A 23,365-nucleotide genomic window follows, 5' to 3' on the forward strand; every position below is an offset into this window, starting at 1 on the left:
TAAGGGCGAATAATTATTCGCCCTTACAATAATTAGGAGATTCGTCTCTACAACAATAACTAAAATGTTTGATAACTTAAGTAACAAATTAGAGAAAGCGCTACATGTCCTCAAAGGGCATGGTCAGATTACTGAAATCAATGTCGCTGAGACTCTCAAGGAGGTACGCCGTGCCCTCTTGGATGCCGACGTGAACTATACTATAGCTAAGGAGTTCACAGCCAAGGTGAAAGCCAAAGCCTTGGGGTCCAACGTACTAACTACCCTACAGCCTGGACAGTTGATGGTCAAAATAGTTCATGATGAACTTACTGAACTGATGGGGGGCGACGCTACAGGAGTAAATCTCAGTGGAAATCCCTCTGTGATTCTTATGTCGGGCTTACAGGGGTCTGGTAAGACAACTTTCTCTGGAAAGTTAGCCAATTTTTTCAAAAATAAAAAAAATAAAAAACCTCTGTTGGTAGCCTGTGACGTATATCGTCCAGCAGCGATTGACCAGCTACATATTGTAGGGCAACAAATCGGTGTCGAAGTTTTCTCAGAGAAGGAGAACCGTAACCCAGTGGATATTGCTCAAAAAGGATTGGCTTATGCCAAAAGTAACGGCTACAATGTGGTAATCATAGATACTGCAGGGCGCTTGGCTGTAGATGAGCACATGATGAAGGAGATTGCGGACATACACCATGCTGTAACTCCTCAGGAAACACTCTTCGTGGTTGATGCCATGACTGGACAGGATGCTGTGAATACAGCCAAAGCCTTCAATGATGTTTTGAACTTCGATGGAGTAGTGCTTACCAAGCTCGATGGGGATACTCGTGGAGGGGCAGCCATCTCTATCAAATCGGTAGTGAACAAGCCTATCAAGTTCGTCGGTACTGGGGAGAAAATGGATGCTATTGACATCTTCTATCCCTCACGTATGGCAGATCGTATCTTAGGAATGGGCGACGTGGTTTCCTTGGTAGAGCGAGCTCAAGAGCAGTTTGACGAGGAGCAAGCACGAAAACTACAGAAGAAAATCGCTAAGAACCAATTTGGTTTTGATGACTTCCTTTCTCAGATACAGCAGATTAAGAAAATGGGGAGCATGAAAGACCTCTTGGGAATGATTCCAGGAGTAGGTAAGGCTGTCAAGGATTTGGATATCAGCGATGATGCTTTTAAGTATATTGAGGCGATTATCTATTCGATGACCCCAGAGGAGCGTAGCAACCCTGCTATTATCAATACTTCTCGCAAAAATCGTATTGCTAAGGGAAGTGGACGTAATATAAGTGAGGTAAATCAGCTTCTCAAGCAGTTTGACCAAATGAGTAAAATGATGAAAATGATGCAAGGAGGAGGAGCCAAACAAATGATGCGCATGATGCAATCCATGCCAAGAATGTAAAATTCAAAAGTTAAAACATAAAATTCAAAACGTAATAAAAAATGCAACAAGAATTAATAGATAGTTACTATCATTTTGTAAGAGAGGTAGTAGCCAAAGGTGTTGTCTATTGTCTTAAGGATGAGAAAGAATATGTTGCTTCTTGTATATCCTCTCAGTTTACCACAGAGGATGATGAAGAAGTAGGAGTCCTTGCTTTCTGGTCAGACAAAGAAGGTGCCGAAAACTGCAAACAAGAAGAATGGGAGGGGTATCACCTTAGTGAGATTCCTTTAGCTGAATTTATGGAAAATTGGTGCTTAGGTATGGCTCAGGAGGATATAGTAGCTGGTATAGACTTTGACAGTACTCTGTTTGGCTATGAAGAAGCTCCTTTGCGTCTTTTGAGCTCCCTTATTGAAGAAGTCGAAGCTAATGACGTGAAACTTACCTTTAACAGTTTTTCCTCCCTTGGAGATATTAAAGAGTATATCAAAGAGTTAGAAGAAGAATAGAAAAGTGCTTTATTCATAAAGATTTAAGTTTTTCATAATTATTTGATTTTTCCGATAGGTGTTCCTGATGCCTATCGGATTTTTTGTAGAGCGAATACTCTTGGAAACAAAAGGACATTTAGTCTACTTATTAAGAATGTTAAATTTCACTTTTTTTCTTGTTTATTTAAAAAAAAGCAGTAACTTGCGCATTATTAATCGTAATAGTACTGTTATATGAAAAATTTTTTCACCTTAGTCAGTATATTGTTTTGCTTCGCTCTACAAGCACAAGAAGCTCAGAAAGCCTCAGCTCAACGATTTATAGAGGCTGTGATCAATACCTCCGAGGAAGATTATCCTGTACTATATCCTATGCTCAAGATTTCTAAGATCATACCCCCCGAAGAAGGAGGTATGGCTAAGCTCAGCCAGGTGTTCTCTGTTCTAAAGAATCAGTTGCAAAATCATGATTTTGTAATCTATTCTTCCGAAGAGGCCTTGGATCTCATCAGTCGAGAGACTGGGAATTATAGGGCTTCAGATATACTCACTTCTGAAAAAGGAGTAGTGTTCTATGTGTATTTGCCCCGATACAAGCGTTTTTTAGTGCGTTTTCCTATTGTCGTAAATGATAAAAACGAGATTATAGCTATCAATATAGACTACTGTAAGGACAATACCATCTGTTTACAGTACTTGTAATCTACCGTTTTCTTAAAACAAATTATGTTAAAACAACAGTTACAACTCAAGCTTACCCAAAAACTATCCCCACAACAGATACAGCTCATGAAGCTCGTACAGCTCCCTACTGTAGCTTTTGAACAACGAGTGAAAGAGGAGTTAGATGAGAATCCTGCCTTGGAGCCTTCTGACAACGAGAATTGGGACGAAGAAGAAGATTATGAAGATCCTTTTGACACAGGTGAAGAGGCTTTTGAGGATAGTCAGATCATACAGGCAGACGCTATCAATGTAGATGAGTATCTCAGTGATGATGAGATACCTGATTATCGTCTCTACTCCAATAGTTATAACAATTCTGATGAGGAATATGGGCAGCCCTATCGTGAGGAACTCTCTTTCCATCAGTACCTCTTAGATCAGCTCAGTACTTTCCGTCTGGATGAACGGCAGCATGATATAGCCGAATTCCTTATCGGGAGTATCAATGACAACGGATATATACGCCGTTCTATGCGTGATATAGCTGATGACTTGGCTTTTACCCAAAACTTATATACTACAGAAGAAGAGGTTGAGCGTGTACTGAAGACAGTCATTTTCCAAATGGAACCCGCAGGTATTGGCGCCCGTAGCCTACAAGAATGTCTTATTATTCAGCTCAAGCACAAGCCTCAAACAGCTATTACTGAATTGGCCATTCGTATTCTTGAGGAAAATTTTGATCTCTTCAGTAAGAAGCATTATGATAAGCTCACTCAGCGGTATGATATCTCTGAAGAATACCTCAAAGAGGTTATTCAAGAGATAGAGAAGCTCAATCCCAAGCCCGGGAGTTCTTATTCTGAAGGAGGAAAATATTCTGAACAGATAGTACCTGACTTTACTATTACGGTCAATGATGGTCAATTGGAACTGTCCCTGAATGGTCGTAACACCCCCCAGTTGCATATCTCTCAGGAATATACTGAAATGTTCAAAACTTATCGTGATTCAGCAGAGAAGGACAAACAAAAACAGAAAGAAGCGGTTGAGTTTATCAAACAAAAACTCGATGCAGCTAAGTGGTTTATCGATGCTATCAAGCAACGACAGAATACCCTATTGGTCACTATGAATGCCATCATGCTCCACCAGAAGGAATATTTCCTAACTGGTGATGAGACTAAGATAAAGCCTCTTATTCTCAAAGATATAGCTGAGAGTATAGGTATGGATATATCCACTGTATCACGTGTGGCTAATAGCAAATTTGTCAGTACACCCTATGGTACCAAGCCTGTCAAAGCTTTCTTCTCAGAAGCAATTAAGAATGACGAAGGTGAGGATATCTCTACCCATGAAGTCAAGAAGATTCTCCAAACTATTATTGAAGGAGAGGATAAGCGCAAGCCCTACACCGATGATAAGCTCATGGAGCTACTCAAGCAGGAGGGCTACCCCATCGCACGCCGCACTATTGCCAAGTACCGAGAACAATTGGATATACCGGTGGCGCGTCTTAGAAAAGAACTATAAGAATGAAACACTTAACCTACATAAACAAATATTTTTACAAATACCGCAAGCAGCTTATCTGGGGGGTACTCATTACCATTATTGCGCGACTTTTTTCTTTGGTCATGCCTAAAAGTGTGCAATATGCCATTAAAGCAGTAGAGGATTATCTCGCTTCGCCTACTTCTGAAAAAAGTATAGGGAGTGATCTCCTACTATATTGTTTGGTTATCATAGGAGCTACCCTACTTTCAGGTTTTTTTACCTTTTGGATGAGACAGCTTATTATCAATGTATCTCGTTATATAGAGTATGACATGAAGAATGAGGTATATCAGAAATATCAAGTGCTCTCTCAGCAGTTCTATAAGCAACATCGCACTGGTGATCTGATGAACCGTATCAGTGAAGATGTAGGAAAGGTACGTATGTATACTGGCCCTGCACTGATGTATAGTGTACAGACAATTACTCTCTTTTTATGTAGTATTCCGCTGATGTTCTATACCTCCCCTACTTTGGCTTCTTATGCATTGTTACCTTTGCCTATATTAGCAGTATTGGTATACTTTATTAGCCGAAAAATCAATGTAAAAACCCTTGAGGTACAGCGCTTTCTATCGGATATTTCTTCTTTCTCTCAGGAGACTTTTTCTGGGATTCAGACGATCAAAGCTTTTGCTTTGGAAACTCCTACCCAAGAACGTATGAAAGCACTCAGTAGGGAGGGACGTAAGAAGAATTTGCAACTATTGAGGATACAAGCTTGGTTTTTTCCTATTATGATTTTTCTTATTGGTATTAGTGTCATTTTTGTTATTTTTATAGGAGGACGCTTGTATATCAAGGGAGAGATTGATTCTATCGGGGTTATTACCGAGTTTACCATTTATGTAATGATGCTTACTTGGCCAGTGGCTACGGTAGGTTGGGTAAGTAATATTGTCCAACAAGCGGAAGCCTCACAAGGACGTATCAACGAGTTTCTACAGGAGAAGCCTCATATAGAAAATACTTGCCTCTCTTCTACTCCTATTTTTGGAGATATACGTTTTGATCATGTCACTTTCACTTATCCCGATACCCAAGTGACAGCACTTAAGGATATTTCTTTTCATATTCCTAAGGGAAAAAGTATCGCTATTATAGGGCGTACAGGCTCTGGAAAATCAACTATATTAGAGCTAATTACTCGTATGTATGATGTAGAACAGGGACAGATTCTTATAGATGAAAGAAATATTAAAGAGCTGAATCTTAATGATTTGAGAAAGTCCATCTCTGTCGTTCCTCAGGATTGTTTCCTTTTCTCGGATACGATAGCACACAATATTAAGTTTGGCAAACCTCAAGCAAGTGAAGCCGAAGTTATTCAAGTGGCCAAGCTGGCACAAGTACATGACAATATCATGGATTTTAAGGATAATTACCAAACAGTACTGGGAGAGAGAGGTATTACCCTTAGTGGTGGTCAGCGTCAACGAGTATCCATAGCCAGAGCTTTGCTCAAGGAAGCTCAGATATACCTCTTTGATGACTGTCTCTCAGCGGTAGATACTGATACGGAGGAAAAGATTCTTCAGAATCTCTCACAAGTAGCCCAGCAAACCACTCGTATTATTGTTAGCCACCGTGTATCGGTAGCTCGAAATGCTGATTATATCCTATTTTTAGACCAAGGACAACTCATAGGTGAAGGTACCCATGCCAAACTATACCAAGAGAATGAACAATATCGAAATTACTATGATACCCAAGTAGTTGAGTAAAGGAAAGTGAAGAATGAAAGGTGTCTTCCTCTCATATTCAGTTCCTAACTCCTAACACCTAAATTAAAGTTCAATGAGAAAATACATTATTCTTTTAGTGGCTTTTTTAAGCCTTACGGCTTGCTCTGATGGCAAGCTTACTCCCTCTCAAGCTAAGGACTTGGTAGAGGAATCTCTTGAGGGCAAACCTCTGTATGAAACTGCTTACATCACTCTGGGAGAGGTGAAGCTGCGTACCCAAAAAGATGGAGAGAAAATTAAACAAATTAAACGTTTGGAGGACGAGGACTATCTTTCTCTGGAAGAAATAAAGATGAAAAAGAAATGGCTCTCCAATGATAGCGTGTGGGTAGTCAATATCAAGTGTACAGATAAGGCACTCCCTTACATCATAGAACTGAAAGAAACACGTGCCAAGGTGAAAACCCTTGAGTACACGCTTTCCGACGAGGTGACTGTAGAACAAAAAGGAGAGAAAACAGCTACCATTACGGCTACATTATTGAAAAAAGAAACTCCTTTTAGCTTTCTTAACAAAAAAGCAGGTGGACAGGATTTTATTCAGAAGAAGTATAAAGCCAAATATCGGGAAAAAGAGGGATGGACACTCTCTAAGTAACCCTTTATTCCTAGTAATTTTATAAATCTTTTTCCTTAGAAAATGAAAAAAAGTACCTCCATATTGCTCTTTCAAGGGCTTATTTCGGTAGTCTCTGGTATTCTTATTACCCAAATGTCATTGTTGGGACGTATTGGTATTCATACTATGTACCGACAGTTCTTAGTATTCCGTTCTTGGTGGAAGACTGCCTTATTGCTTTTTGCTGTACAGTGCCTACTTTTAGCACTACTCTATGGAGTACGCAAGGCAATGAGCCTTTCCTCTGCTAAAAAAGTGGCTTGGATATTGCTCCTTGTTGGAATTTTAGGGGCGGGGGCTACCTATTGGGATTTCTCCCACACTATGCACAAAGTGATGAAAGCTAAGTTTCACTTTGGTTTCTATCTCTTCTGGTTGGGATGGGCTGTAAGTTGTCTGTACTTTATCTCTGTTAAAGACGAAGAGAGAAAAGTAACGAACGAAGAGATAGAGAAAATTAAGGAAGTGAAAAATGAAGAGTGAAAAGCAAAAAATGCAACCAAGTGAGGAAACTTGGTTATAGGATAAACGAAAAATTCAAAACTAACATGAAATCATTTATTTTAACTTTGTCTGTATGGCTATTTGCCTATACATTTTCTCCTGTGAAAGCACAGGAGTTGGCTTCTCCCAATGGAAAAGTAGTTCTTTCCTTCTCTCTTACTAAAGAAGGTACTCCTTCTTATAAGATTAGCTATAAGAACAAATCTGTAATCAAGGAAAGCACTTTAGGTTTTCTCTTGAAAAAGGGGGAATCTCTCAACGCTCATTTTAAGGTAGTTGATAGTAAAAGAACTACTTTCAAGGAAACATGGCGCCCCGTGTGGGGGGAGGAAAGTGATATCCTCAATCACTACAATGAGTTATGTGTCTTTCTGGAACAAAACACTACTCACCGAAAGATGAATCTACGCTTTCGTGTATACAATGACGGAGTTGGTTTCCGCTATGAATTTCCTGAGCAAAAGGAGCTCACCTACTTTGTGATTGCTGAGGAACTAAGTCAGTTTGCCATGGCAGGTGACCATACCGCTTGGTGGATTCCAGGAGATTACGATACCCAAGAGTATGACTATACCCAGAGTAAGCTCTCCCAGATACGTAGTCTTATGCCTCAGGCAGTGATTAAGAATGTATGTCAGACTCCCTTCTCCCCTACTGGAGTGCAGACATCACTCATGCTCAAGAGCCAAGATGGTTTGTATATCAACCTACATGAGGCAGCTCTGGTGAATTATCCCTGTATGCACCTGAACTTAGACGAGCAACACCTAATCTTCCAATCACACCTTACCCCTGATGCTAAGGGAGATAAGGGGTATCTGTACACTCCCTGTCATACCCCTTGGCGTACTATAATGGTCAGTGATGATGCTCGTGAGATCTTAGCCTCCCGCCTTATCCTGAACCTCAATGACCCTTGTGCACTCTCCGACACTTCTTGGATAAAACCTGTTAAATATATAGGGGTATGGTGGGAAATGATTACAGGTAAGTCTTCTTGGGCTTATACCAATGATTTTCCTACTATTGATTTAGACAAGGTGAATTACACCAAAGCCCGTCCCAATGGCACCCATGCTGCTAATAATGAGAAAGTACGTCGCTATATTGACTTTGCTTCCCAACATGGGTTTGACCAAGTCCTTGTAGAGGGCTGGAATATAGGTTGGGAGGATTGGTTCGACAATTCCAAGGATTATGTCTTTGACTTTGTGACTCCTTATCCTGACTTCGACCTCAAAGGGCTCAATGCTTATGCTCATAGTAAAGGCGTAAAACTGATGATGCACCATGAAACCTCAGCTTCCTTACGCAACTACGAACGCCACATGGAAAAAGCCTATCAACTCATGAATGATTATGGGTATAATTCTGTAAAAAGTGGTTATGTAGGCAGTATCATCCCTCGTGGAGAATACCACTATGGACAATGGGCTGTAAATCACTACCTTTATGCCATTAAAGAGGCTGCCAAACATAAAATAATGGTCAATGCTCATGAGGCTATACGTCCTACAGGGCTATGCCGTACTTACCCTAACCTCATAGGCAACGAATCCGCTCGTGGTACAGAGTATGAAGCTTTAGAAACTATAAAGCCTTTCCATACAACTATCCTTCCTTTTACTCGTCTGCAAGGAGGCCCTATGGATTATACTCCTGGTATCTTCGAAACAGATATCTCCAAGGTCAATCCCCAAAACCCTCATAAGCTCAGTAGCACTTTGGCTAAGCAATTAGGCTTATATGTAACCATGTATAGTCCCTTACAGATGGCCGCAGATCTTCCTGAAAACTATGAAAAATTCTTAGATGCTTTCGAGTTTATTAAAAAAGTACCTGTAGATTGGCAGAAAAGTCTTTATCTAGAAGCTGAACCAGGACAATATATTACCATTGCTCGTAAGGATAAGCATAGTAATAATTGGTTTGTAGGCAATACTAGTAATGAGAATGGACATACATCTGTAATTTCTTTAGATTTCTTGGACAAAGGACATGTATATGAGGCTACGATCTATGCAGATGCTCCTGAGGCTGACTTCCAAAACAATGCCAAAGCCTATACAATCACTAAGAAAAAAGTTAATGCTAAAACCAAGCTAACCCTGAAAGCCGCTCGTGGTGGAGGATATGCAATAATGATCAATTATTAAAGATTAAAAAATAATGATCAATGATTAATAGATACTTGTGTTAGTATCATCATTAATCATTGATCATTATTTTAAACTATCTTACTCTTCATTCTTCACTTTTCACTTTAATAAGGATTTCTTTGAGAGCTTCGAGATCGTCAAGGGTAACTAATTGTTGTTTGTACTCCTTGAAGTGAGGAATCCCCTTGAAGTAGTTGCTGTAATGACGACGTGTCTCAAGGATTCCCAAGCGCTCTCCCTTCCACTCTACTGCCCAGAGTAGGTGTTGTAGGGCTGCTTCAGCTCTTTCGGATAATGTAAGAGGGGGTAATAGCTCCCTTGTAGCCATGTAGTGCTTGATCTCTTGGAAAATCCAAGGATAGCCTATAGCGGCACGACCTATCATGATACCATCTACTCCATATCGTTCCTTGTACTCTAGGGCTTTCTCGGGAGAATCTATATCTCCATTACCAAAAATAGGAATATGGATACGAGGGTTGTTCTTAACCTTGGCTATATACGACCAGTCGGAATGACCTTTGTACATCTGTACACGAGTACGGGCATGAATAGAGAGGGCTTGTATACCCACATCCTGTAGGCGCTCGGCTACCTCTTCTATGTTAATTGTCTCACTATCCCAACCCAATCGCGTTTTGACTGTTACAGGAAGGTGAGTGCTCTTCACTACCGCTTGCGTAAGGCGTACCATCAGGTCTATGTCCTTGAGCACTGCAGCTCCAGCCCCCTTGGCTACTACTTTCTTGACTGGACAGCCAAAATTAATATCCACTACATCGGGGGAAACAGTCTCCACTATACGAGCCGAAAGTGCCATAGCTTCCTCATCACCACCAAATATTTGTATACCTACTGGGCGCTCATCATCGAAGATATCGAGTTTTTTACGGCTTTTTATTGCATCGCGAATTAGCCCCTCGGAAGAGATAAACTCACTATAAAGCATATCCGCTCCATACTTTTTACACAATCGGCGAAAAGGAGGATCACTTACATCTTCCATAGGAGCCAAAAGTAAGGGAAATTCCCCTAAGGTAACATTACCTATCTTTACCATATATCATTATAATTCTATATCGAACATTTTAGCCAAGTAGCGAGCTACCCCGTCTTCCTTGTGGTGATGGGTAGTATCATTGGCTACAGCTTTTACCTCGTCACGGGCATTGGCTACAGCTACCCCCAGACCAACGGCCTGAAGCATTTCTTGGTCATTATAATTATCCCCAAAAGCAATAGCATCTCCTAGGCTTATTCCCTTTTGGTGAGCTAAAAAAGCCTCTATACCTGTGAGCTTGGAAACACCCTGTAGAGTGATTTCTATATAGGTATTCTTTGCTCTATAGAGCTGGAGTTGTCCTGTCATTTCCCTTTGCAGCACTTGCCACATTGCCTCTACCAACTCCTCTTCGCCCATGAGCATAAGCTTGTGAGCACCTCTGTTCTGGAAACCCCATAAGGAAAGCACCTCTTGGTTGGTTTTTACCATAGGGGTGGTGCAGGTATTTCGCTCTTCACGCTGTGCCCACTGGTCTGCTTTGGGAACATACCACTCATCGAAATGATAGAAACTGATATGTAAATTTCCTCCTGTATATTGTTGGTTGAGTGCCACAATCTGCTGACAAAGAGAAAAAGGTATTTCTGTAGAGCGAAGTACTTTCCTATCTTTATCTATAACTAAGGCACCATTGTAGGCAATCAAGGGCATCCCCAATATACCTGCTTTCTCTTGTAAATAATGCATCTGTATAGGCATACGTGAGGATATCAGCACTATAGGAAACTGATACTTTAGGTGAGAGAGTACCTTAATGGTCTTCTCTGAGAGAGTTCGCTCAGCATCCAGCAGGGTGCCATCTATATCCGAAAAGAGAATTTTATAAGCCATAACCTGATTGATTCGTATGCTATTAATATTTCTCCAACATATCCACCTCTGCGGCTTCGAGTAGGAAGTTGTGCATTTTATAGTTTTCTATAAAAGGAGGCAGGTTTTGGCTTCCAGGACCATACATAGCCAGTTCAGTATAATCAGAGGAGTGATCCATACTGATCCAGCCTACTGAAGTATGTTTCTTCTGTATCTCAGCTAAAAGACGATAAGGGAGTTTCTTGTAGTTGTAGAGTCCATCTTCTTGCTTACCTTCGGTATAGAAAGAGAGGATTTCCTTGGCTTCTTCCTGAGAAAAAGGAATATTTCCAAAATTATGTGTAAGCAAGTCTCTCACTTGTGATACTGAGTCTGTCAGGTTAATACTCTGCAAAGTAAAGTCATTGGTATGGAGAAAATGAGCCAAATTGTCAAAGTTCTTATTACATTCTTTTCCGTAGATAAGCCCAGGGTTTGCATTGCCATGATCGGAGGTAATAACAACCAAAGTGTTGCCATCTTTTTTGGCAAAGTCTATTGCTACACGTACAGCATCATCAAAAGCTAATTGGTCAAAGAGCAAAGCACCTATATCATTGCCATGAGCAGCCCAGTCTACCTTTCCACCTTCTACTTGTAGTACAAAACCTTGTTTGTGGTCTGCCATCATATCAATGGCCTTTTGAGTCATCTGTGCTAAGGTAGGTATGGTTGCATTCTTCGTTGTGTTATTTTCATCAAGGGTATAGGGCAATGCGTCTTTGTCAAACACTCCAAGTAGGGGAACATTCTTAGGGGCGGCATTCATTTGGCTTACATTTTTCACTACAGTAAAGCCTTTTTCCAGATATTTGACATACATATCCTGTTTGTCCTTGCGCTTTCCTGCATTGAAATAGTTATCTCCTCCCCCCATCATGACATCAAAGCGAAGGTCAAGGTAGTTTTCTGCTATTTTAGGCTGTGCTTTTCGCTCTTTGCTATTGGTACAGAAGCCTGCGGGAGTGGCATGGGTGATAGGTACCGTAGTTACACAGCCTACTTTTTTGCCTGCTTTTTTGAATTTCTGTAAGATAGGGGTATATTGTTCTCCATTAACCCCTACATTGATCATACCATTGATGATACGGTGTCCAGATCCCCATGAGGAGCTGGCTGCTGAAGAGTCCGTAACTACAGAACTGGCAGACTGCATATCCATAGAGGCTTTCACTGCCAATTTCTGTTCATAAAGGCTAAACCAAGCACTACTACGCCCTAAAATACGCTTAGAATATAGATCGGCCATTACTAAGGTACCAATACTCATTCCATCACTAACCAAGTAAATGATGTTTTTGGCTCTTTTACGACCAAAAGACTCAGAAGCTTGAGCTTGTGCCACAGAGGGAACCAATAGGGAGCCCAAGCCTGCTAAAAGAGAATTCTTCAAAAAATTTCTTCTTTCCATTGTAATATTTTTAAGTTTTGAATTTGTTAGGTTTTCGGTTTTTAGAGATTAGTTTCTTGTCCAACCCCTGACAGCTTAATTGTGAAAGAGGCTCCTTTTCCTACTTCAGAGCTAAGAGTTATCTTCCCAGCATGAGCACTAACGATATGCTTAACCATCGCTAGACCAAGGCCAGATCCTGCTGTATTCTTAGTGGTAAACTTAGGTTCGAAAATACGTTCCTGAAGTTCTATAGGCACCCCTGAACCATTGTCCTTCACTACAATATAAGCATAATTTCCTTCGATGAAGGAAGTTACTTCTATCAAAGGAGTAGGGGTGCTATCGGTAGCATAAAGTGCATTCTTGAGTAAATTAGTAAGCATGCGATTCATCTGGTTTCTGTCCACACAGAGTTCAATAGTCTCTTGCGAGCTCTCAAAATGGATATAAGGTAGGTCAAAGACCGCTATAGTGCGACGAATAATTGCATTGATGTCGGATAGCTCCTTCTTCTGAGCTGGCATCGAAACAAAAGAGGAAAACGCATCGGATATATCCGAAAGGGTGTCAATGTGCTGTAGGAGCATCTGGGTAAAATTGGCCACTTTTTCCCTACATTGAGGATCCTCAGGGGTGAATCTGCGCTCAAAGTTCTGCACACTCAGTCGCATTGGGGTAAGTGGGTTCTTTATTTCATGAGCGATTTGTTTGGCCATATCCTTCCACATCTTCTCCCGCTCTATTTTAGCCAAGGCTTTCTTGCTCTTCTCTATCTCATCCACCATTTCATTATAGGAAAAGATCAATTCTCCTATCTCAGTAGTGGTATTCTTCACATTTATTTTTTCATTCTTCCCTAAGAAATGAGTGGTTCTTAGCCTATGTTGTATCTCCTTGAGTGATCGGGTGATATAACGAGAAATGACCAAGGCAACTACTATTGTGAGTAATAATATGGCTCCATAGGCACTTCCTAAGTTATACAATGAGTCCTGAAGAAACCCTTCGTTGAAGGTATCATTCTCAAAATGAGGGATATGTACAATAAGCAAAGGCTTATATTGTAGATCATTGACATACGAATAAGAATATTGATAGCTTCCCCCCTCCTCTGGAGCCTGGAAGACCAAGCGCTTATCCACAGATGAGGATAAGGCAGTGAGGATACTATCAGGAATACAATGTAGTTCCTTGTTTTCTCTTAGTCCTGCTTGAGAGCTGATCAGGAATGTACCATTGATAGTATATAGATTGAAATTGATATTCTCTATATCGGCAATACGATATATTTCTTCTCTGAAAATTACTGGGATATACTTATCTTCCACAGGAAAAGTAGTCTGAGAAAATACATATCGCAGTTGCATAGCCAATTGTTGTTCCTTACGTAATAAGCGCTCATTGTGATATATGCGCGACTGATTGCGATATTGGTAGATAGTTACTATCGCTATGGTGATAAAGGATAGTATTGTAATACCAATAAGGCTCACAAAAATACGAAATCTTAAGGAATGAAAAGCGCTCAATTTTAATGATTAATATTATTAAGGAATCCTAACTACTGCTCATTGTTCACTGACAACTGCTTACCGCATTACTATTCTCAGACAACTGTTCACTGAAATAAAGCGCAAATGTACAAAAAAATAGTGATAATCAATCAATTTTATTCCAATCTTTTCTAAAATGTTAATTAATTATTAATCATTCTTTCTTTAGTCTTTATTTCGTATTTTTGCAAGCGATTAACACATCACGAATGATTACTGTAAAAAGAGTAGATAATACCAAGGGAATGCTTGACTTTGTGAAGTTCCCTTTTTTCTTATATAAAGATAGTAAAACTTGGGTACCTCCTTTGATTTCAGAGGAGTTGGCTACCTTTGACCCTAAAAAAAATCCTGCTTTTGAGAATTGTGAAGCCACTTTTTTCTTGGCTTATAACGAAAAAGGAACTATAGTAGGGCGTATTGCTGTCATTATTAATCATTATGAAATCAATCGTGGAGTACGCAAAGTACGTTTTGGATGGTTGGACATGATTGATGATCTGAAGGTTACTGATGCCTTGCTAAAAAAAGCTTTGGACAAAGCACACGAACTGGGACTTTTGTATGTAGAAGGTCCTATGGGCTTTTCTAATATGGATAAGGTAGGGATACAAACTTTCGGTTTTGAGCATATCGGAGGTATGGCTACTTGGACTAACTATCCCTACTATGCACAACATTTAGAAAAACTTGGTTGGGTCAAGGAAAAAGGTTATATAGAATCCTTTTTCTATCTTAAAGATGTTGATTTCGAACCTTATAAAAAGGCAGGTGATGTAGTAGAGCGCCGTTATGGCCTTAGCTATGCTCCTATCAAGACCAATAAGGACATTCTCCCTTATGTAGATGAAATGTTCGATCTTTTCAATACTTCTTATGCGAATCTTTCCTCCTTTATCCCTGTATCAGATAAGCAAAAGGAATACTTTAAGAAAAAATATATCCCTTTTGTCTTGCCTGAATTTATTAAATTCATTTTAGACAAAGAGGGAAAGATTATTTGCTTTGCTATCATGATTCCATCTTTCTCAGAGGCGCTACAGAAGGCCAAAGGAAAACTGTTTCCCTTTGGGTTCTATCACCTATGGAAAGCTCGAAGAAACCCCAAAGTATTAGAGTTCTACCTTATTGGAATCAGTCCTGAATATCAGTCTAAAGGTATTCCTGCTATGCTCTTTAGGGATTGCTATCTGCTCTTCAAAGAGAAAGGAGTTGAGCAGTGTATCATCACTCCCGAGTTGGAGGATAATATCCTAGTACAGAAGCTATGGAAAAACTTCAACCCAACCACTTTCTCCCGTAGAGCTACTTACAAAAAAACTATTGAGTAGGAGAGGTCCCCTCAGCCCAATTGAGCAATAAACGCTTTACCTTAGCCGTATCAGGAATACTCTCTATAGTATAGGTGTCGTCCAGAGCGGGCAAGAGTTCTTTTTGATCAAATGCAAAATAGAGATTGCTCCCTTTTGGCATGACAATAACTGTGGAGAGTAGTTGCTCAAAATCAAATTCTTTGTACACTTTCTTTATATCCCCAAAAGTACTATTGAGAGATATCCCTTCCTTGGTAGTATAGCGATCGTCCAAGACTTGTACTCCCTGTATATACTGAGGGCTTCCATCCAAAGGAATATTGGGTGTTAGCTCCAAAAGTTGCTTTTTCTCCTTACCCCGCTCATAGATAAGGAAACGTTCCTCACTGATATAGCGAAACTCTCCTTCTAAAGAGGTTTTCACCAAGGAATCTTTCTGATAGAGGGAATCCAACTGGGTTATTTTTGTTCCACGGGTAAGTAGCCCTACACTACTATCTGTGATAAGGAATTTTTTATCAACTTGAGAGCATCCTACCAATAAAGAAGTTATACCTGCCAAGAAAAAAGCAGGGGGGAATATATGTTTTTTCAGTTTCATTACATTTCTATTTTTTCATTAGCTTGCTAAGAACTCCAAATACCCCACGTACAAAGGTAGCACTGGTGAGCATCTTTATAATAGGATTTTGTGCGGTACTCTTTTTGGGAGCAGAAGAGGTCTTGGGAGCAGTGCTTTTGGTTTCTGTTTTCTTAGAAGCATCTTCCTTAGGAGCTTCATTTGCAATCTTAGCATTGAGTATCTCATAGGCACTTTCTCGGTCTATGACTTCGTTGTATTTTGCCTTGAGGACGGATTTGTCTAAAAGAGCTTTGATCTCGGTATCTGTAAGAATATCCATACGGCTCATAGGGGCACGCATCATAGTAGCTACCAAAGGGGTAGGGCGTCCCTTACTGTCCAGAGCGGTAACAAAAGCCTCACCTGTACCTAGGGAAGTGAGGTATTCTGGAACATTGTAAAAGCTTGTCTCAGGGTAGTTCTGTGCGGTGAGTTTGATGGCTTGACGGTCTTTGGCTGTAAAGGCACGCAAAGCATGTTGTATCTTGAGTCCCAACTGGGAGAGTACAGCATCAGGAACATCGGTAGGAGTCTGAGTACAGAAGATCAGTCCCACTCCCTTGGAGCGTATGAGCTTGACAATATTCTCCAATTGATTGAGCAAGGCTTTGGAGGCTTGGTTGAATATCAAGTGAGCTTCATCTATGAAAATGACCAACTTAGGTTTCTCCTGGTCTCCTATCTCAGGAAAGGTATTGTATATCTCAGCCAAGAGACAGAGCATGAAGGTAGAGAACATCTTAGGACGATCCTGTATGTCGGTAAGGCGGATGATATTGACCACTCCCCTACCCTTTTCATCAGTGTGAAGGAGGTCTTCGGTTTCAAAACTTCTTTCTCCAAAGAAGAGTTCAGCTCCTTGGTTCTCCAGCTCTACAATCTTGCGCAAAATAGCACTGGTGGAAGAAGCGGCTACACGTCCGTACTCTGATTCGAACTCACTTTTGCCCTCTTCGGTAGCGTATTGTAGTACTTTCTTGAGGTCTTTGAGGTCTAAAAGAGGATATTGGTGGTCATCACAATACTTGAATACTACAGCCAGTACCCCTTCTTGTACATCGGAGAGGTCTAAGATACGAGAGAGCAATACGGATCCAAACTCAGAGACAGTGGCACGCATACGCACTCCATCTTGTTTGGATATGGTCAGAAGCTCCACGGGGAATGCCTCTGGTGTATAAGGTAGGTTCATCTGAGTGTGACGCTCTTTGATAAAAGATTTTTCTTCTCCTATGGCTGCAATTCCACTGAGGTCACCCTTGAGATCCATCAGAAGGGTAGGTACTCCCTCCTTGGAGAGATTCTCGGTGAGGGCTTGTAAGGTCTTGGTTTTCCCTGTTCCCGTTGCTCCTGCAATAAGCCCATGACGGTTAAGATTTTTCAAGGGAATATTGACAAACAAATTAGCAATGGCCTTGCCTTCATACATAGCACCACCTAAGGTGATATATTTTCCAGAAACGGTATATCCCGCCTCTATCACTTCTTTGAATTTCTCTATACTCATATTTCTCTATTTTTCTTGAAAAAGACACTATAAAAATTTATTGGGTGCAAATATACTTCTTTTTAAGCAAAAAACAGGGGATTAACGAAAATTTATTAACTGAAAGAGCCTCCTCCAAAGAAAAGTGAAAAAAGAGGAATTATCCTCTTTGTCAATCTTGATTTTTCTAGATAAAAAATTCGTATCTTTGCGCGGAATTAGTATACCCAACAAAGTATGTTAGAAGATAAAAACACCCATAGAACAGACCTCTCTCAGTTGGGAGAGTTTGGCTTGATAGACCTGCTTACTCGTGATTTTCCGCTTCATAATCCCTCTTCGCTCAAGGGAATAGGTGATGATGCAGCAGTGATAGACTTCGGGGAGGAAAAGGCAGTTGTTTCCACCGATTTGCTTATCGAAGGCGTACACTTCAACTTAGCTTATATGCCTCTAAAGCACTTGGGGTACAAGGCTATCATGGTCAATCTCTCAGACATCTGTGCGATGAATGCCCTTCCTACGCAGGTGACTGTCTCCTTGGCTGTTTCCAACCGTTTTCCGGTAGAGGCTTTACAGGAGCTATACGAAGGCATACGCCTAGCCTGTGATATCTATAAGGTAGACCTTGTCGGGGGCGATACAACCTCTTCCACTCGTGGGCTTATCCTCTCAGTTACAGCTCTAGGCAAGGCTCCCTTAGAGAAAATTGTCTACCGAAATGGCGCCAAAGAGAATGATCTTATTGTCGTTACGGGCGACTTAGGAGCAGCTTATATGGGGCTTCAGATACTTGAAAGAGAAAATGAGGTTTTCAAAGTAAATCCAAACCTTCAGCCCGACTTAGAGCCTTATCAATACCTTATCGAGCGACAGCTCAAGCCTGAAGCACGTAAGGATATTATCTCCCTACTTGAAGCCTTAGAGGTACGTCCTACCTCCATGATGGATATCAGCGATGGCTTATCCTCCGAATTATTACATATATGTAAGCAATCCCATGTAGGATGCCGCCTAATGGAGGACAAAATCCCCTTGGATCCTACCCTAATCAATGTATGTGAGGAATTTGCCCTAAGTAGTACCATGGTAGCCCTCAGCGGAGGTGAGGACTATGAACTGTTGATGACTATTGCTCCGGCTGATTACGATAAGATTAAAGGAAATCCAAACCTCACAGTCATTGGATATATCACCGATGAGAGCTTAGGGTGTAACCTTATCACCCGTGCCAATGAGGCGATCCCCCTAAAAGCACGTGGCTGGAATGCTTTTTAACAAAAATATAGCGCTATTTCTGGGAGAATTTATTTTTTTTCCGTACATTTGCCACCGAAATTTTTATCAAACTAAGCTTATGAGAATTCTTTGTAGCCTACTATTCTCACTCACCTTGGTAAGCCCTCTTATGGCACAAGATAGTGATACGCTAACGACCCGTTACAAGGTACTTTCCAAAGGAAATATCTTTATTACGGGGAATAATATTTTGAGCCGTCAGGAAGGGAAAAACAATTCTAATACTCCCTTTAACGATCTGGTGGGAGGTGACAAGCTCAACGATAGCCAGAATATGCAATATATTGATATTGACAAAGATAAAAAAACATTTTCCTCCAGTAGTGCAGGGGTATCCCTACCTAAGAACAGCAGAATCCTCTTTGCGGGGCTCTACTGGGCAGCTACCTATCCTTTTGAATTGGGAGAGAGCAGCGGAGGCAAGATCGTAGTGAAGGATGACAAACGTGAATCAGTAGAGGAAGTACTTCTAAAGCTCCCTAAGGAAAAGTATGTTCCTATAAAAGGAGAATTTGTCTTTGATGGTAGTACTGATTCCCGCTATATGGGCAAGAATGCTCCCTATGTAATGTTTGCCGATGTGACCAAACTCCTACAAGATGCTAAGCGCAAAGATGGAGAATATACTGTAGCTAATGTAAGAGCTGCAGGAGGTGCTATAGAAGGAGGTTCTTGTGGAGGATGGACTTTGGTGATTGCTTATGAAAACCCTCAGGAACCCTTGCGAAAAATAGATATCAAAGATGGTTTTCTTTCAGTAAAAGGAAGTAAAAATATTAGCTTTACTAACTATAAAATCCCTTCTGTAAAAGAGGCCTTCCCTCGATTAGTAGGTGGCGTACTCGATGCGGATTTTAATCAAGGAGAAAACAAGTTGGGTATCTTCTCTGAAAAAGTAGGCTTCTATGCAGAAACCAAAACCCGAAGTGTAAAGAACTTCTTCAATAGCTCTATCACTTATTTGGAAGACTATGTCAAGGAAAGAAAGCCTAATAGTAAGAATACCTTAGGCTTTGACATCTTCTCTATTGTGGTACCTAACTATGATTTTGAAGTCTTTCCTGTAGGTAATGAGTACTTAAGGGTCAACTTCTCCTCTACTACAGATACTTATTATGCTTTTCTTTTAGGATTGGCGATAAATACCGAAGAAAATACCACCCTTCGCGATGCCGAAGTAGATAAGCTTTTAGGAAAAAAAACAGCAATAAAACCACAAACAGCTGTCACAGGACAAGCTACAACCACTCCTCAGGGACAAGTGGCTGCTACCCAAGGAAAAACAACTACTACACCTGTTCAAAGTGGACAAAATGTGACCACTCCTCAAGGGCAAGTGGCTGCTGCCCAAGGAAAAACAACTACTATACCTATTCAAGGTGGGCAGAATACGACCACTTCACAAGGACAAGTGGCTGCTACACAACCTACTGCTGGAGTACCCGACAATGTGCGTAAGATCAATGCAGAGAATGTCAAAAAAGGATTCTACCTAATTCTAGGAGTATACTCAAACAAGCAAAATGCAGATAAGTATATATTCGGATTACGCCAGAAAGGTATGCGTGCAGAAGGCTCCTTCCTATATCCGGCTAAGAACCTCCACTATGCCTATGCGGCCTATGTAACAGACTATGAAACGGCACTAAAGAAACAGCGTGAAATCAATAGTGCGAAGAGCCAAAACCCTGAATTGCAGAAGGTGAAAGATGTATGGATTCTTATTGTGGAATAACGTACTGTTACTTAATTACTTACAAATAAATAATTTTTCGCAAAAAAAATTAGTGATAATGACTACTATGTGATAAATATTTATTATTTTTGTAGTCGCAAGAATTGGATATAAAATGATAAATCTTTTTCGTAAAAAAGAAGACAAATTTTCCTATATAGAAAAGGGCGAAGGCACTCCTATCATCCTCTTACATGGGCTAATGGGAGCATTGAGCAACTTTGAGAGTACCATTGATTTTTTCTCAAAAAAATACAAAGTGGTGGCTCCCGAGCTCCCTATCTATGATCTTCCTTTGCTCTCCAGTACTGTAAAGAGTCTGACCAATTGGTTGGCGCGCTTTATCACCTACAAAGGATTTGACCAAGTAATTCTCTTGGGAAATTCCTTAGGAGGACACATAGGTCTGCTCTATACCAAGCTTCATCCGAAAAAGGTGAAAGCACTCATCCTTACTGGAAGTTCTGGGTTGTACGAAAGTGCTATGGGGGATAGCTACCCCAAGCGTGGTAGTTATGAGTTCATCGAAAAGAAATGCCAAGATGTATTCTATGACCCTAAGACTGCAACCAAGGAATTGGTCGATGAAGTCTTTGCAATAGTCAATGACCGTACTAAAGTTATCAAGACCCTTGCTATTGCCAAGAGTGCTATCCGCCATAATATGGCCAAGGACTTACCTAAGATGACCCTGCCAGTTTGTCTTATCTGGGGAAAGAACGACCCTGTAACTCCTCCGAGAGTAGCTGAGGAATTCAATGAGTTGTTCCCTAATGCTACTCTGTACTGGATAGATAAGTGTGGGCATGCCCCCATGATGGAACATCCTGAAGAGTTCAACAAAATACTAAATAACTGGCTCACAGACAAAGACTTGTAGCATGGAAATCAAACAAGCCACATTTGTAGTAAGTAATACTCAGGTAGCTAAGTGCCCTACGCACAAGCTACCTGAATACGCTTTTATTGGTCGCTCTAATGTAGGAAAATCTTCCCTAATCAATATGTTGACCAATCACAAAGGATTGGCCAAAACCTCCTCAAAACCAGGGAAAACACAGCTGATCAACCATTTCCTTATCAACAAAGAATGGTACTTGGTAGACCTACCTGGCTATGGCTATGCGAAAGTATCCAAGCAATCCAAAAAAACCTTCCAACAGTTTATCATCGACTATTTCAAAAAGCGTCGAGAGCTTGTCTGTGCCTTTGTCTTGGTGGATATACGTCACGAGCCTCAGAAAATAGATTTAGAGTTCATGCAGTGGTTGGGTGAGAATGCCATTCCTTTTGCTATTGTCTTTACCAAAGCCGATAAGCTTACTGAAAAACAAATTCAAGAGCATGTAGCCTCTTATAGTGAAATCCTCCTACAGCAATGGGAGGAAATGCCCCCTTATTTTATCACTTCTTCAGAAAATAGACTGGGAAAGGAAGACCTCCTCTCCTATATAGAAACTATTAACCAATCCCTGAAAGCCTAATTCTGTTATGTCCTTTCCTATTCCTGTTATAGAAACACAAAGTAAAGATGCTATTCGCCTTTTTCAAGAGGAAAAACTCCGAGAACTCTTGCAATATCTGAAAGAAAAATCCCCTTATTACCAGCGTCTATTTCGAGAAAACAACATAGATATCACACAAATACAGCATCTGGAAGACCTTCAGAGATTGCCAACAACCTCCAAGGATGACCTTCAGCGCTACAATGATGACTTTCTCTGCGTACCTAAGGAAGCGATAGTAGACTATGCCTCTACCTCAGGGACCTTGGGCAAGCCTGTTACCTTTGGGCTTACTGATAGGGACTTAGATCGCTTGGCTTACAACGAGGCAATTTCCCTCTCCTGTGCAGGTATTTCTCAGGGAGATGTAGTACAACTGATGACCACTATAGATCGTCGCTTTATGGCAGGATTGGCCTATTTCTTAGGAATACGCCACTTAGGAGCAAGTATTGTACGTATAGGAGCAGGTATCCCAGAACTACAATGGGACTCTATCCTATCCTATCACCCAACCTACCTCATTGCAGTACCTTCCTTCTTGCTCAAGCTCATAGAATATGCCGAGAAGAATGGCATAGACTACCGCCATTCATCAGTGAAAGGTGTGGTGTGTATAGGAGAGACTCTTCGTCAGCAAGATTTCTCACCTAACTTACTGACTGATAAGATTATGGAAAAATGGCCTGAACTTAGGCTATACTCCACCTATGCCTCTACAGAGATGAGTACCACCTTTACTGAGTGTGATGCTCTGCAGGGGGGGCATCATCATCCGGAGCTCATCATCACTGAGGTATTGGATGATGAGGGGAATCCCCTCCCCTATGGACAATTGGGAGAGCTGACCATTACCACCCTTGGAGTAGAGGGAATGCCTCTGTTGCGCTTCCGTACTGGAGATATGGTGACCCTACATGATACTCCTTGTTCTTGTGGAAGAAATACCCTCAGGGTAAGCCCTGTGGTGGGGAGAAAACAGCAGATGATCAAGTACAAGGGAACTACCCTATATCCACCAGCACTGATGGACTTACTCACCGAATTTGCCCAGGTAGAGAACTATATTATAGAAATTAGTAGCAATGAGATCCTCACTGATGAGATTCTGATCAAGATAGGCACCTGTGAACCCTCTGAAGCACTAAAAGAAGAAATAGCCAATCACTTTCGCGCTAAAATGCGAGTAGTCCCCAAGATAGAGTTTTACCCTGTGGATACTATAGAAGAACAACTCTACCCCAAGGGCAGTCGTAAACCCGTAAAATTCATTGACCGGAGAGGGGAATAATGAACAGAGGGCAGTAAGCAGAGATCAGAGGGCAGTCGTCAGTTGTCAGTCGTTAGTGATCTCTACGCTGGTTTTCTCTGTCTCTTGTTGTCTATTCTTTATCCCTTAATCTCCGTTCTCTAATT

Annotated in this window: 20 protein-coding genes; 14 read left to right on the forward strand and 6 right to left on the reverse strand. The window is 40.9% G+C overall.

Annotation, left to right across the window (positions count from 1 at the left end; translation table 11 throughout):
• Positions 1-64: 64 nt before the first annotated feature.
• The 8 genes from ffh to CGC50_RS00975 all read left to right on the forward strand — a co-directional run bounded on the left by ffh (position 65) and on the right by CGC50_RS00975 (position 9,125).
• Positions 65-1,399, forward strand: a complete 1,335-nt coding sequence (gene ffh / locus CGC50_RS00940) for a signal recognition particle protein (RefSeq protein WP_095909312.1) — start codon at positions 65-67, stop codon at positions 1,397-1,399.
• A 41-nt stretch (positions 1,400-1,440) separates the two neighbouring features.
• Positions 1,441-1,893, forward strand: a complete 453-nt coding sequence (locus CGC50_RS00945; protein ID WP_002669717.1) for a DUF2750 domain-containing protein — start codon at positions 1,441-1,443, stop codon at positions 1,891-1,893.
• 216 nt (positions 1,894-2,109) lie between these two features.
• Entirely contained in the window at positions 2,110-2,577 is a 468-nt protein-coding gene (locus tag CGC50_RS00950) for a hypothetical protein (RefSeq protein ID WP_002669750.1), read from the forward strand.
• A gap of 24 nt (positions 2,578-2,601) precedes the next feature.
• A complete protein-coding gene (rpoN, locus tag CGC50_RS00955; RefSeq protein WP_095909313.1) occupies positions 2,602-4,077 on the forward strand; it encodes an RNA polymerase factor sigma-54 in 1,476 nt (491 codons plus the stop codon).
• A gap of 2 nt (positions 4,078-4,079) precedes the next feature.
• A complete protein-coding gene (locus tag CGC50_RS00960) occupies positions 4,080-5,825 on the forward strand; it encodes an ABC transporter ATP-binding protein (protein ID WP_095909314.1) in 1,746 nt (581 codons plus the stop codon).
• A 73-nt stretch (positions 5,826-5,898) separates the two neighbouring features.
• Complete coding sequence (locus tag CGC50_RS00965; protein ID WP_095909315.1) at positions 5,899-6,444, forward strand: hypothetical protein; 546 nt, start codon at positions 5,899-5,901, stop codon at positions 6,442-6,444.
• A gap of 42 nt (positions 6,445-6,486) precedes the next feature.
• The gene (locus CGC50_RS00970; protein ID WP_095909316.1) at positions 6,487-6,948 is read left to right on the forward strand and encodes a hypothetical protein; all 462 of its coding nucleotides are present in this window, start codon (positions 6,487-6,489) and stop codon (positions 6,946-6,948) included.
• Positions 6,949-7,013: 65 nt separating this feature from the next.
• Positions 7,014-9,125, forward strand: a complete 2,112-nt coding sequence (locus CGC50_RS00975) for a glycoside hydrolase family 97 protein (RefSeq protein ID WP_095909317.1) — start codon at positions 7,014-7,016, stop codon at positions 9,123-9,125.
• An 88-nt stretch (positions 9,126-9,213) separates the two neighbouring features.
• On the opposite strand, the gene dusB is transcribed toward CGC50_RS00975, so the two are convergent.
• Genes dusB through CGC50_RS00995 form a run of 4 tightly spaced genes read right to left on the reverse strand, consistent with a single transcriptional unit; the run spans position 9,214 to position 13,965 of the window.
• Positions 9,214-10,188 (reverse strand): tRNA dihydrouridine synthase DusB, encoded by a 975-nt coding sequence (dusB, locus tag CGC50_RS00980; RefSeq protein WP_095909318.1) that lies wholly within the window; start codon positions 10,186-10,188, stop codon positions 9,214-9,216.
• Positions 10,189-10,194: 6 nt separating this feature from the next.
• Positions 10,195-11,022, reverse strand: coding sequence for an HAD family hydrolase (locus CGC50_RS00985; RefSeq protein ID WP_095909319.1), 828 nt, complete (start codon positions 11,020-11,022; stop codon positions 10,195-10,197).
• Between the two features lie 22 nt (positions 11,023-11,044).
• Positions 11,045-12,454 carry an alkaline phosphatase gene (locus CGC50_RS00990; protein ID WP_095909320.1) on the reverse strand — a complete coding sequence of 470 codons (1,410 nt, stop codon included), beginning with the start codon at positions 12,452-12,454 and terminating at the stop codon, positions 11,045-11,047.
• 41 nt (positions 12,455-12,495) lie between these two features.
• Positions 12,496-13,965, reverse strand: coding sequence for a sensor histidine kinase (locus tag CGC50_RS00995; RefSeq protein ID WP_095909321.1), 1,470 nt, complete (start codon positions 13,963-13,965; stop codon positions 12,496-12,498).
• A 233-nt stretch (positions 13,966-14,198) separates the two neighbouring features.
• Between CGC50_RS00995 and CGC50_RS01000 the strand changes: the two genes are divergently transcribed.
• On the forward strand, positions 14,199-15,320 hold the full coding sequence (locus CGC50_RS01000; RefSeq protein WP_095909322.1) for an N-acetyltransferase: 1,122 nt from the start codon (positions 14,199-14,201) through the stop codon (positions 15,318-15,320).
• Here the strand turns inward: CGC50_RS01000 and CGC50_RS13725 are convergent.
• Both CGC50_RS13725 and CGC50_RS01010 read right to left on the reverse strand, forming a co-directional pair.
• The gene (locus tag CGC50_RS13725) at positions 15,310-15,903 is read right to left on the reverse strand and encodes a hypothetical protein (RefSeq protein WP_095909323.1); all 594 of its coding nucleotides are present in this window, start codon (positions 15,901-15,903) and stop codon (positions 15,310-15,312) included. The genes CGC50_RS01000 and CGC50_RS13725 overlap by 11 nt on opposite strands.
• A gap of 7 nt (positions 15,904-15,910) precedes the next feature.
• Positions 15,911-17,431 (reverse strand): helicase HerA-like domain-containing protein, encoded by a 1,521-nt coding sequence (locus CGC50_RS01010; RefSeq protein WP_095909324.1) that lies wholly within the window; start codon positions 17,429-17,431, stop codon positions 15,911-15,913.
• Between the two features lie 216 nt (positions 17,432-17,647).
• Between CGC50_RS01010 and thiL the strand changes: the two genes are divergently transcribed.
• From thiL to CGC50_RS01035, 5 genes are all read left to right on the forward strand, one after another.
• Positions 17,648-18,688, forward strand: coding sequence for a thiamine-phosphate kinase (thiL, locus tag CGC50_RS01015; RefSeq protein WP_095909325.1), 1,041 nt, complete (start codon positions 17,648-17,650; stop codon positions 18,686-18,688).
• Between the two features lie 79 nt (positions 18,689-18,767).
• The gene (locus CGC50_RS01020) at positions 18,768-20,444 is read left to right on the forward strand and encodes an SPOR domain-containing protein (RefSeq protein ID WP_095909326.1); all 1,677 of its coding nucleotides are present in this window, start codon (positions 18,768-18,770) and stop codon (positions 20,442-20,444) included.
• A gap of 115 nt (positions 20,445-20,559) precedes the next feature.
• Complete coding sequence (locus CGC50_RS01025) at positions 20,560-21,324, forward strand: alpha/beta fold hydrolase (RefSeq protein WP_095909327.1); 765 nt, start codon at positions 20,560-20,562, stop codon at positions 21,322-21,324.
• 1 nt (position 21,325) lies between these two features.
• Positions 21,326-21,928, forward strand: a complete 603-nt coding sequence (gene yihA, locus CGC50_RS01030) for a ribosome biogenesis GTP-binding protein YihA/YsxC (RefSeq protein WP_095909328.1) — start codon at positions 21,326-21,328, stop codon at positions 21,926-21,928.
• Positions 21,929-21,935: 7 nt separating this feature from the next.
• Complete coding sequence (locus CGC50_RS01035; protein WP_095909329.1) at positions 21,936-23,240, forward strand: phenylacetate--CoA ligase family protein; 1,305 nt, start codon at positions 21,936-21,938, stop codon at positions 23,238-23,240.
• Positions 23,241-23,365: the final 125 nt, after the last annotated feature.

It is taken from the genome of Capnocytophaga gingivalis, assembly GCF_002302415.1.
GTDB lineage: Bacteria > Bacteroidota > Bacteroidia > Flavobacteriales > Flavobacteriaceae > Capnocytophaga > Capnocytophaga gingivalis.

Excerpts from the sequence above, each read along its gene's own strand:
- ffh (WP_095909312.1), top strand. The coding sequence starts at position 65 with ATGTTTGATAACTTAAGTAACAAATTAGAGAAAGCGCTACATGTCCTC.
- CGC50_RS00975 (WP_095909317.1), top strand. The coding sequence starts at position 7,014 with ATGAAATCATTTATTTTAACTTTGTCTGTATGGCTATTTGCCTATACA.
- CGC50_RS00950 (WP_002669750.1), top strand. The coding sequence starts at position 2,110 with ATGAAAAATTTTTTCACCTTAGTCAGTATATTGTTTTGCTTCGCTCTA.
- CGC50_RS00965 (WP_095909315.1), top strand. The coding sequence starts at position 5,899 with ATGAGAAAATACATTATTCTTTTAGTGGCTTTTTTAAGCCTTACGGCT.
- CGC50_RS00960 (WP_095909314.1), top strand. The coding sequence starts at position 4,080 with ATGAAACACTTAACCTACATAAACAAATATTTTTACAAATACCGCAAG.
- thiL (WP_095909325.1), top strand. The coding sequence starts at position 17,648 with ATGTTAGAAGATAAAAACACCCATAGAACAGACCTCTCTCAGTTGGGA.
- yihA (WP_095909328.1), top strand. The coding sequence starts at position 21,326 with ATGGAAATCAAACAAGCCACATTTGTAGTAAGTAATACTCAGGTAGCT.
- CGC50_RS00990 (WP_095909320.1), bottom strand. The coding sequence starts at position 12,454 with ATGGAAAGAAGAAATTTTTTGAAGAATTCTCTTTTAGCAGGCTTGGGC.
- CGC50_RS01000 (WP_095909322.1), top strand. The coding sequence starts at position 14,199 with ATGATTACTGTAAAAAGAGTAGATAATACCAAGGGAATGCTTGACTTT.
- CGC50_RS01010 (WP_095909324.1), bottom strand. The coding sequence starts at position 17,431 with ATGAGTATAGAGAAATTCAAAGAAGTGATAGAGGCGGGATATACCGTT.
- rpoN (WP_095909313.1), top strand. The coding sequence starts at position 2,602 with ATGTTAAAACAACAGTTACAACTCAAGCTTACCCAAAAACTATCCCCA.
- CGC50_RS00985 (WP_095909319.1), bottom strand. The coding sequence starts at position 11,022 with ATGGCTTATAAAATTCTCTTTTCGGATATAGATGGCACCCTGCTGGAT.
- CGC50_RS00945 (WP_002669717.1), top strand. The coding sequence starts at position 1,441 with ATGCAACAAGAATTAATAGATAGTTACTATCATTTTGTAAGAGAGGTA.
- CGC50_RS01025 (WP_095909327.1), top strand. The coding sequence starts at position 20,560 with ATGATAAATCTTTTTCGTAAAAAAGAAGACAAATTTTCCTATATAGAA.
- CGC50_RS01020 (WP_095909326.1), top strand. The coding sequence starts at position 18,768 with ATGAGAATTCTTTGTAGCCTACTATTCTCACTCACCTTGGTAAGCCCT.
- CGC50_RS00970 (WP_095909316.1), top strand. The coding sequence starts at position 6,487 with ATGAAAAAAAGTACCTCCATATTGCTCTTTCAAGGGCTTATTTCGGTA.
- CGC50_RS01035 (WP_095909329.1), top strand. The coding sequence starts at position 21,936 with ATGTCCTTTCCTATTCCTGTTATAGAAACACAAAGTAAAGATGCTATT.
- dusB (WP_095909318.1), bottom strand. The coding sequence starts at position 10,188 with ATGGTAAAGATAGGTAATGTTACCTTAGGGGAATTTCCCTTACTTTTG.
- CGC50_RS13725 (WP_095909323.1), bottom strand. The coding sequence starts at position 15,903 with ATGAAACTGAAAAAACATATATTCCCCCCTGCTTTTTTCTTGGCAGGT.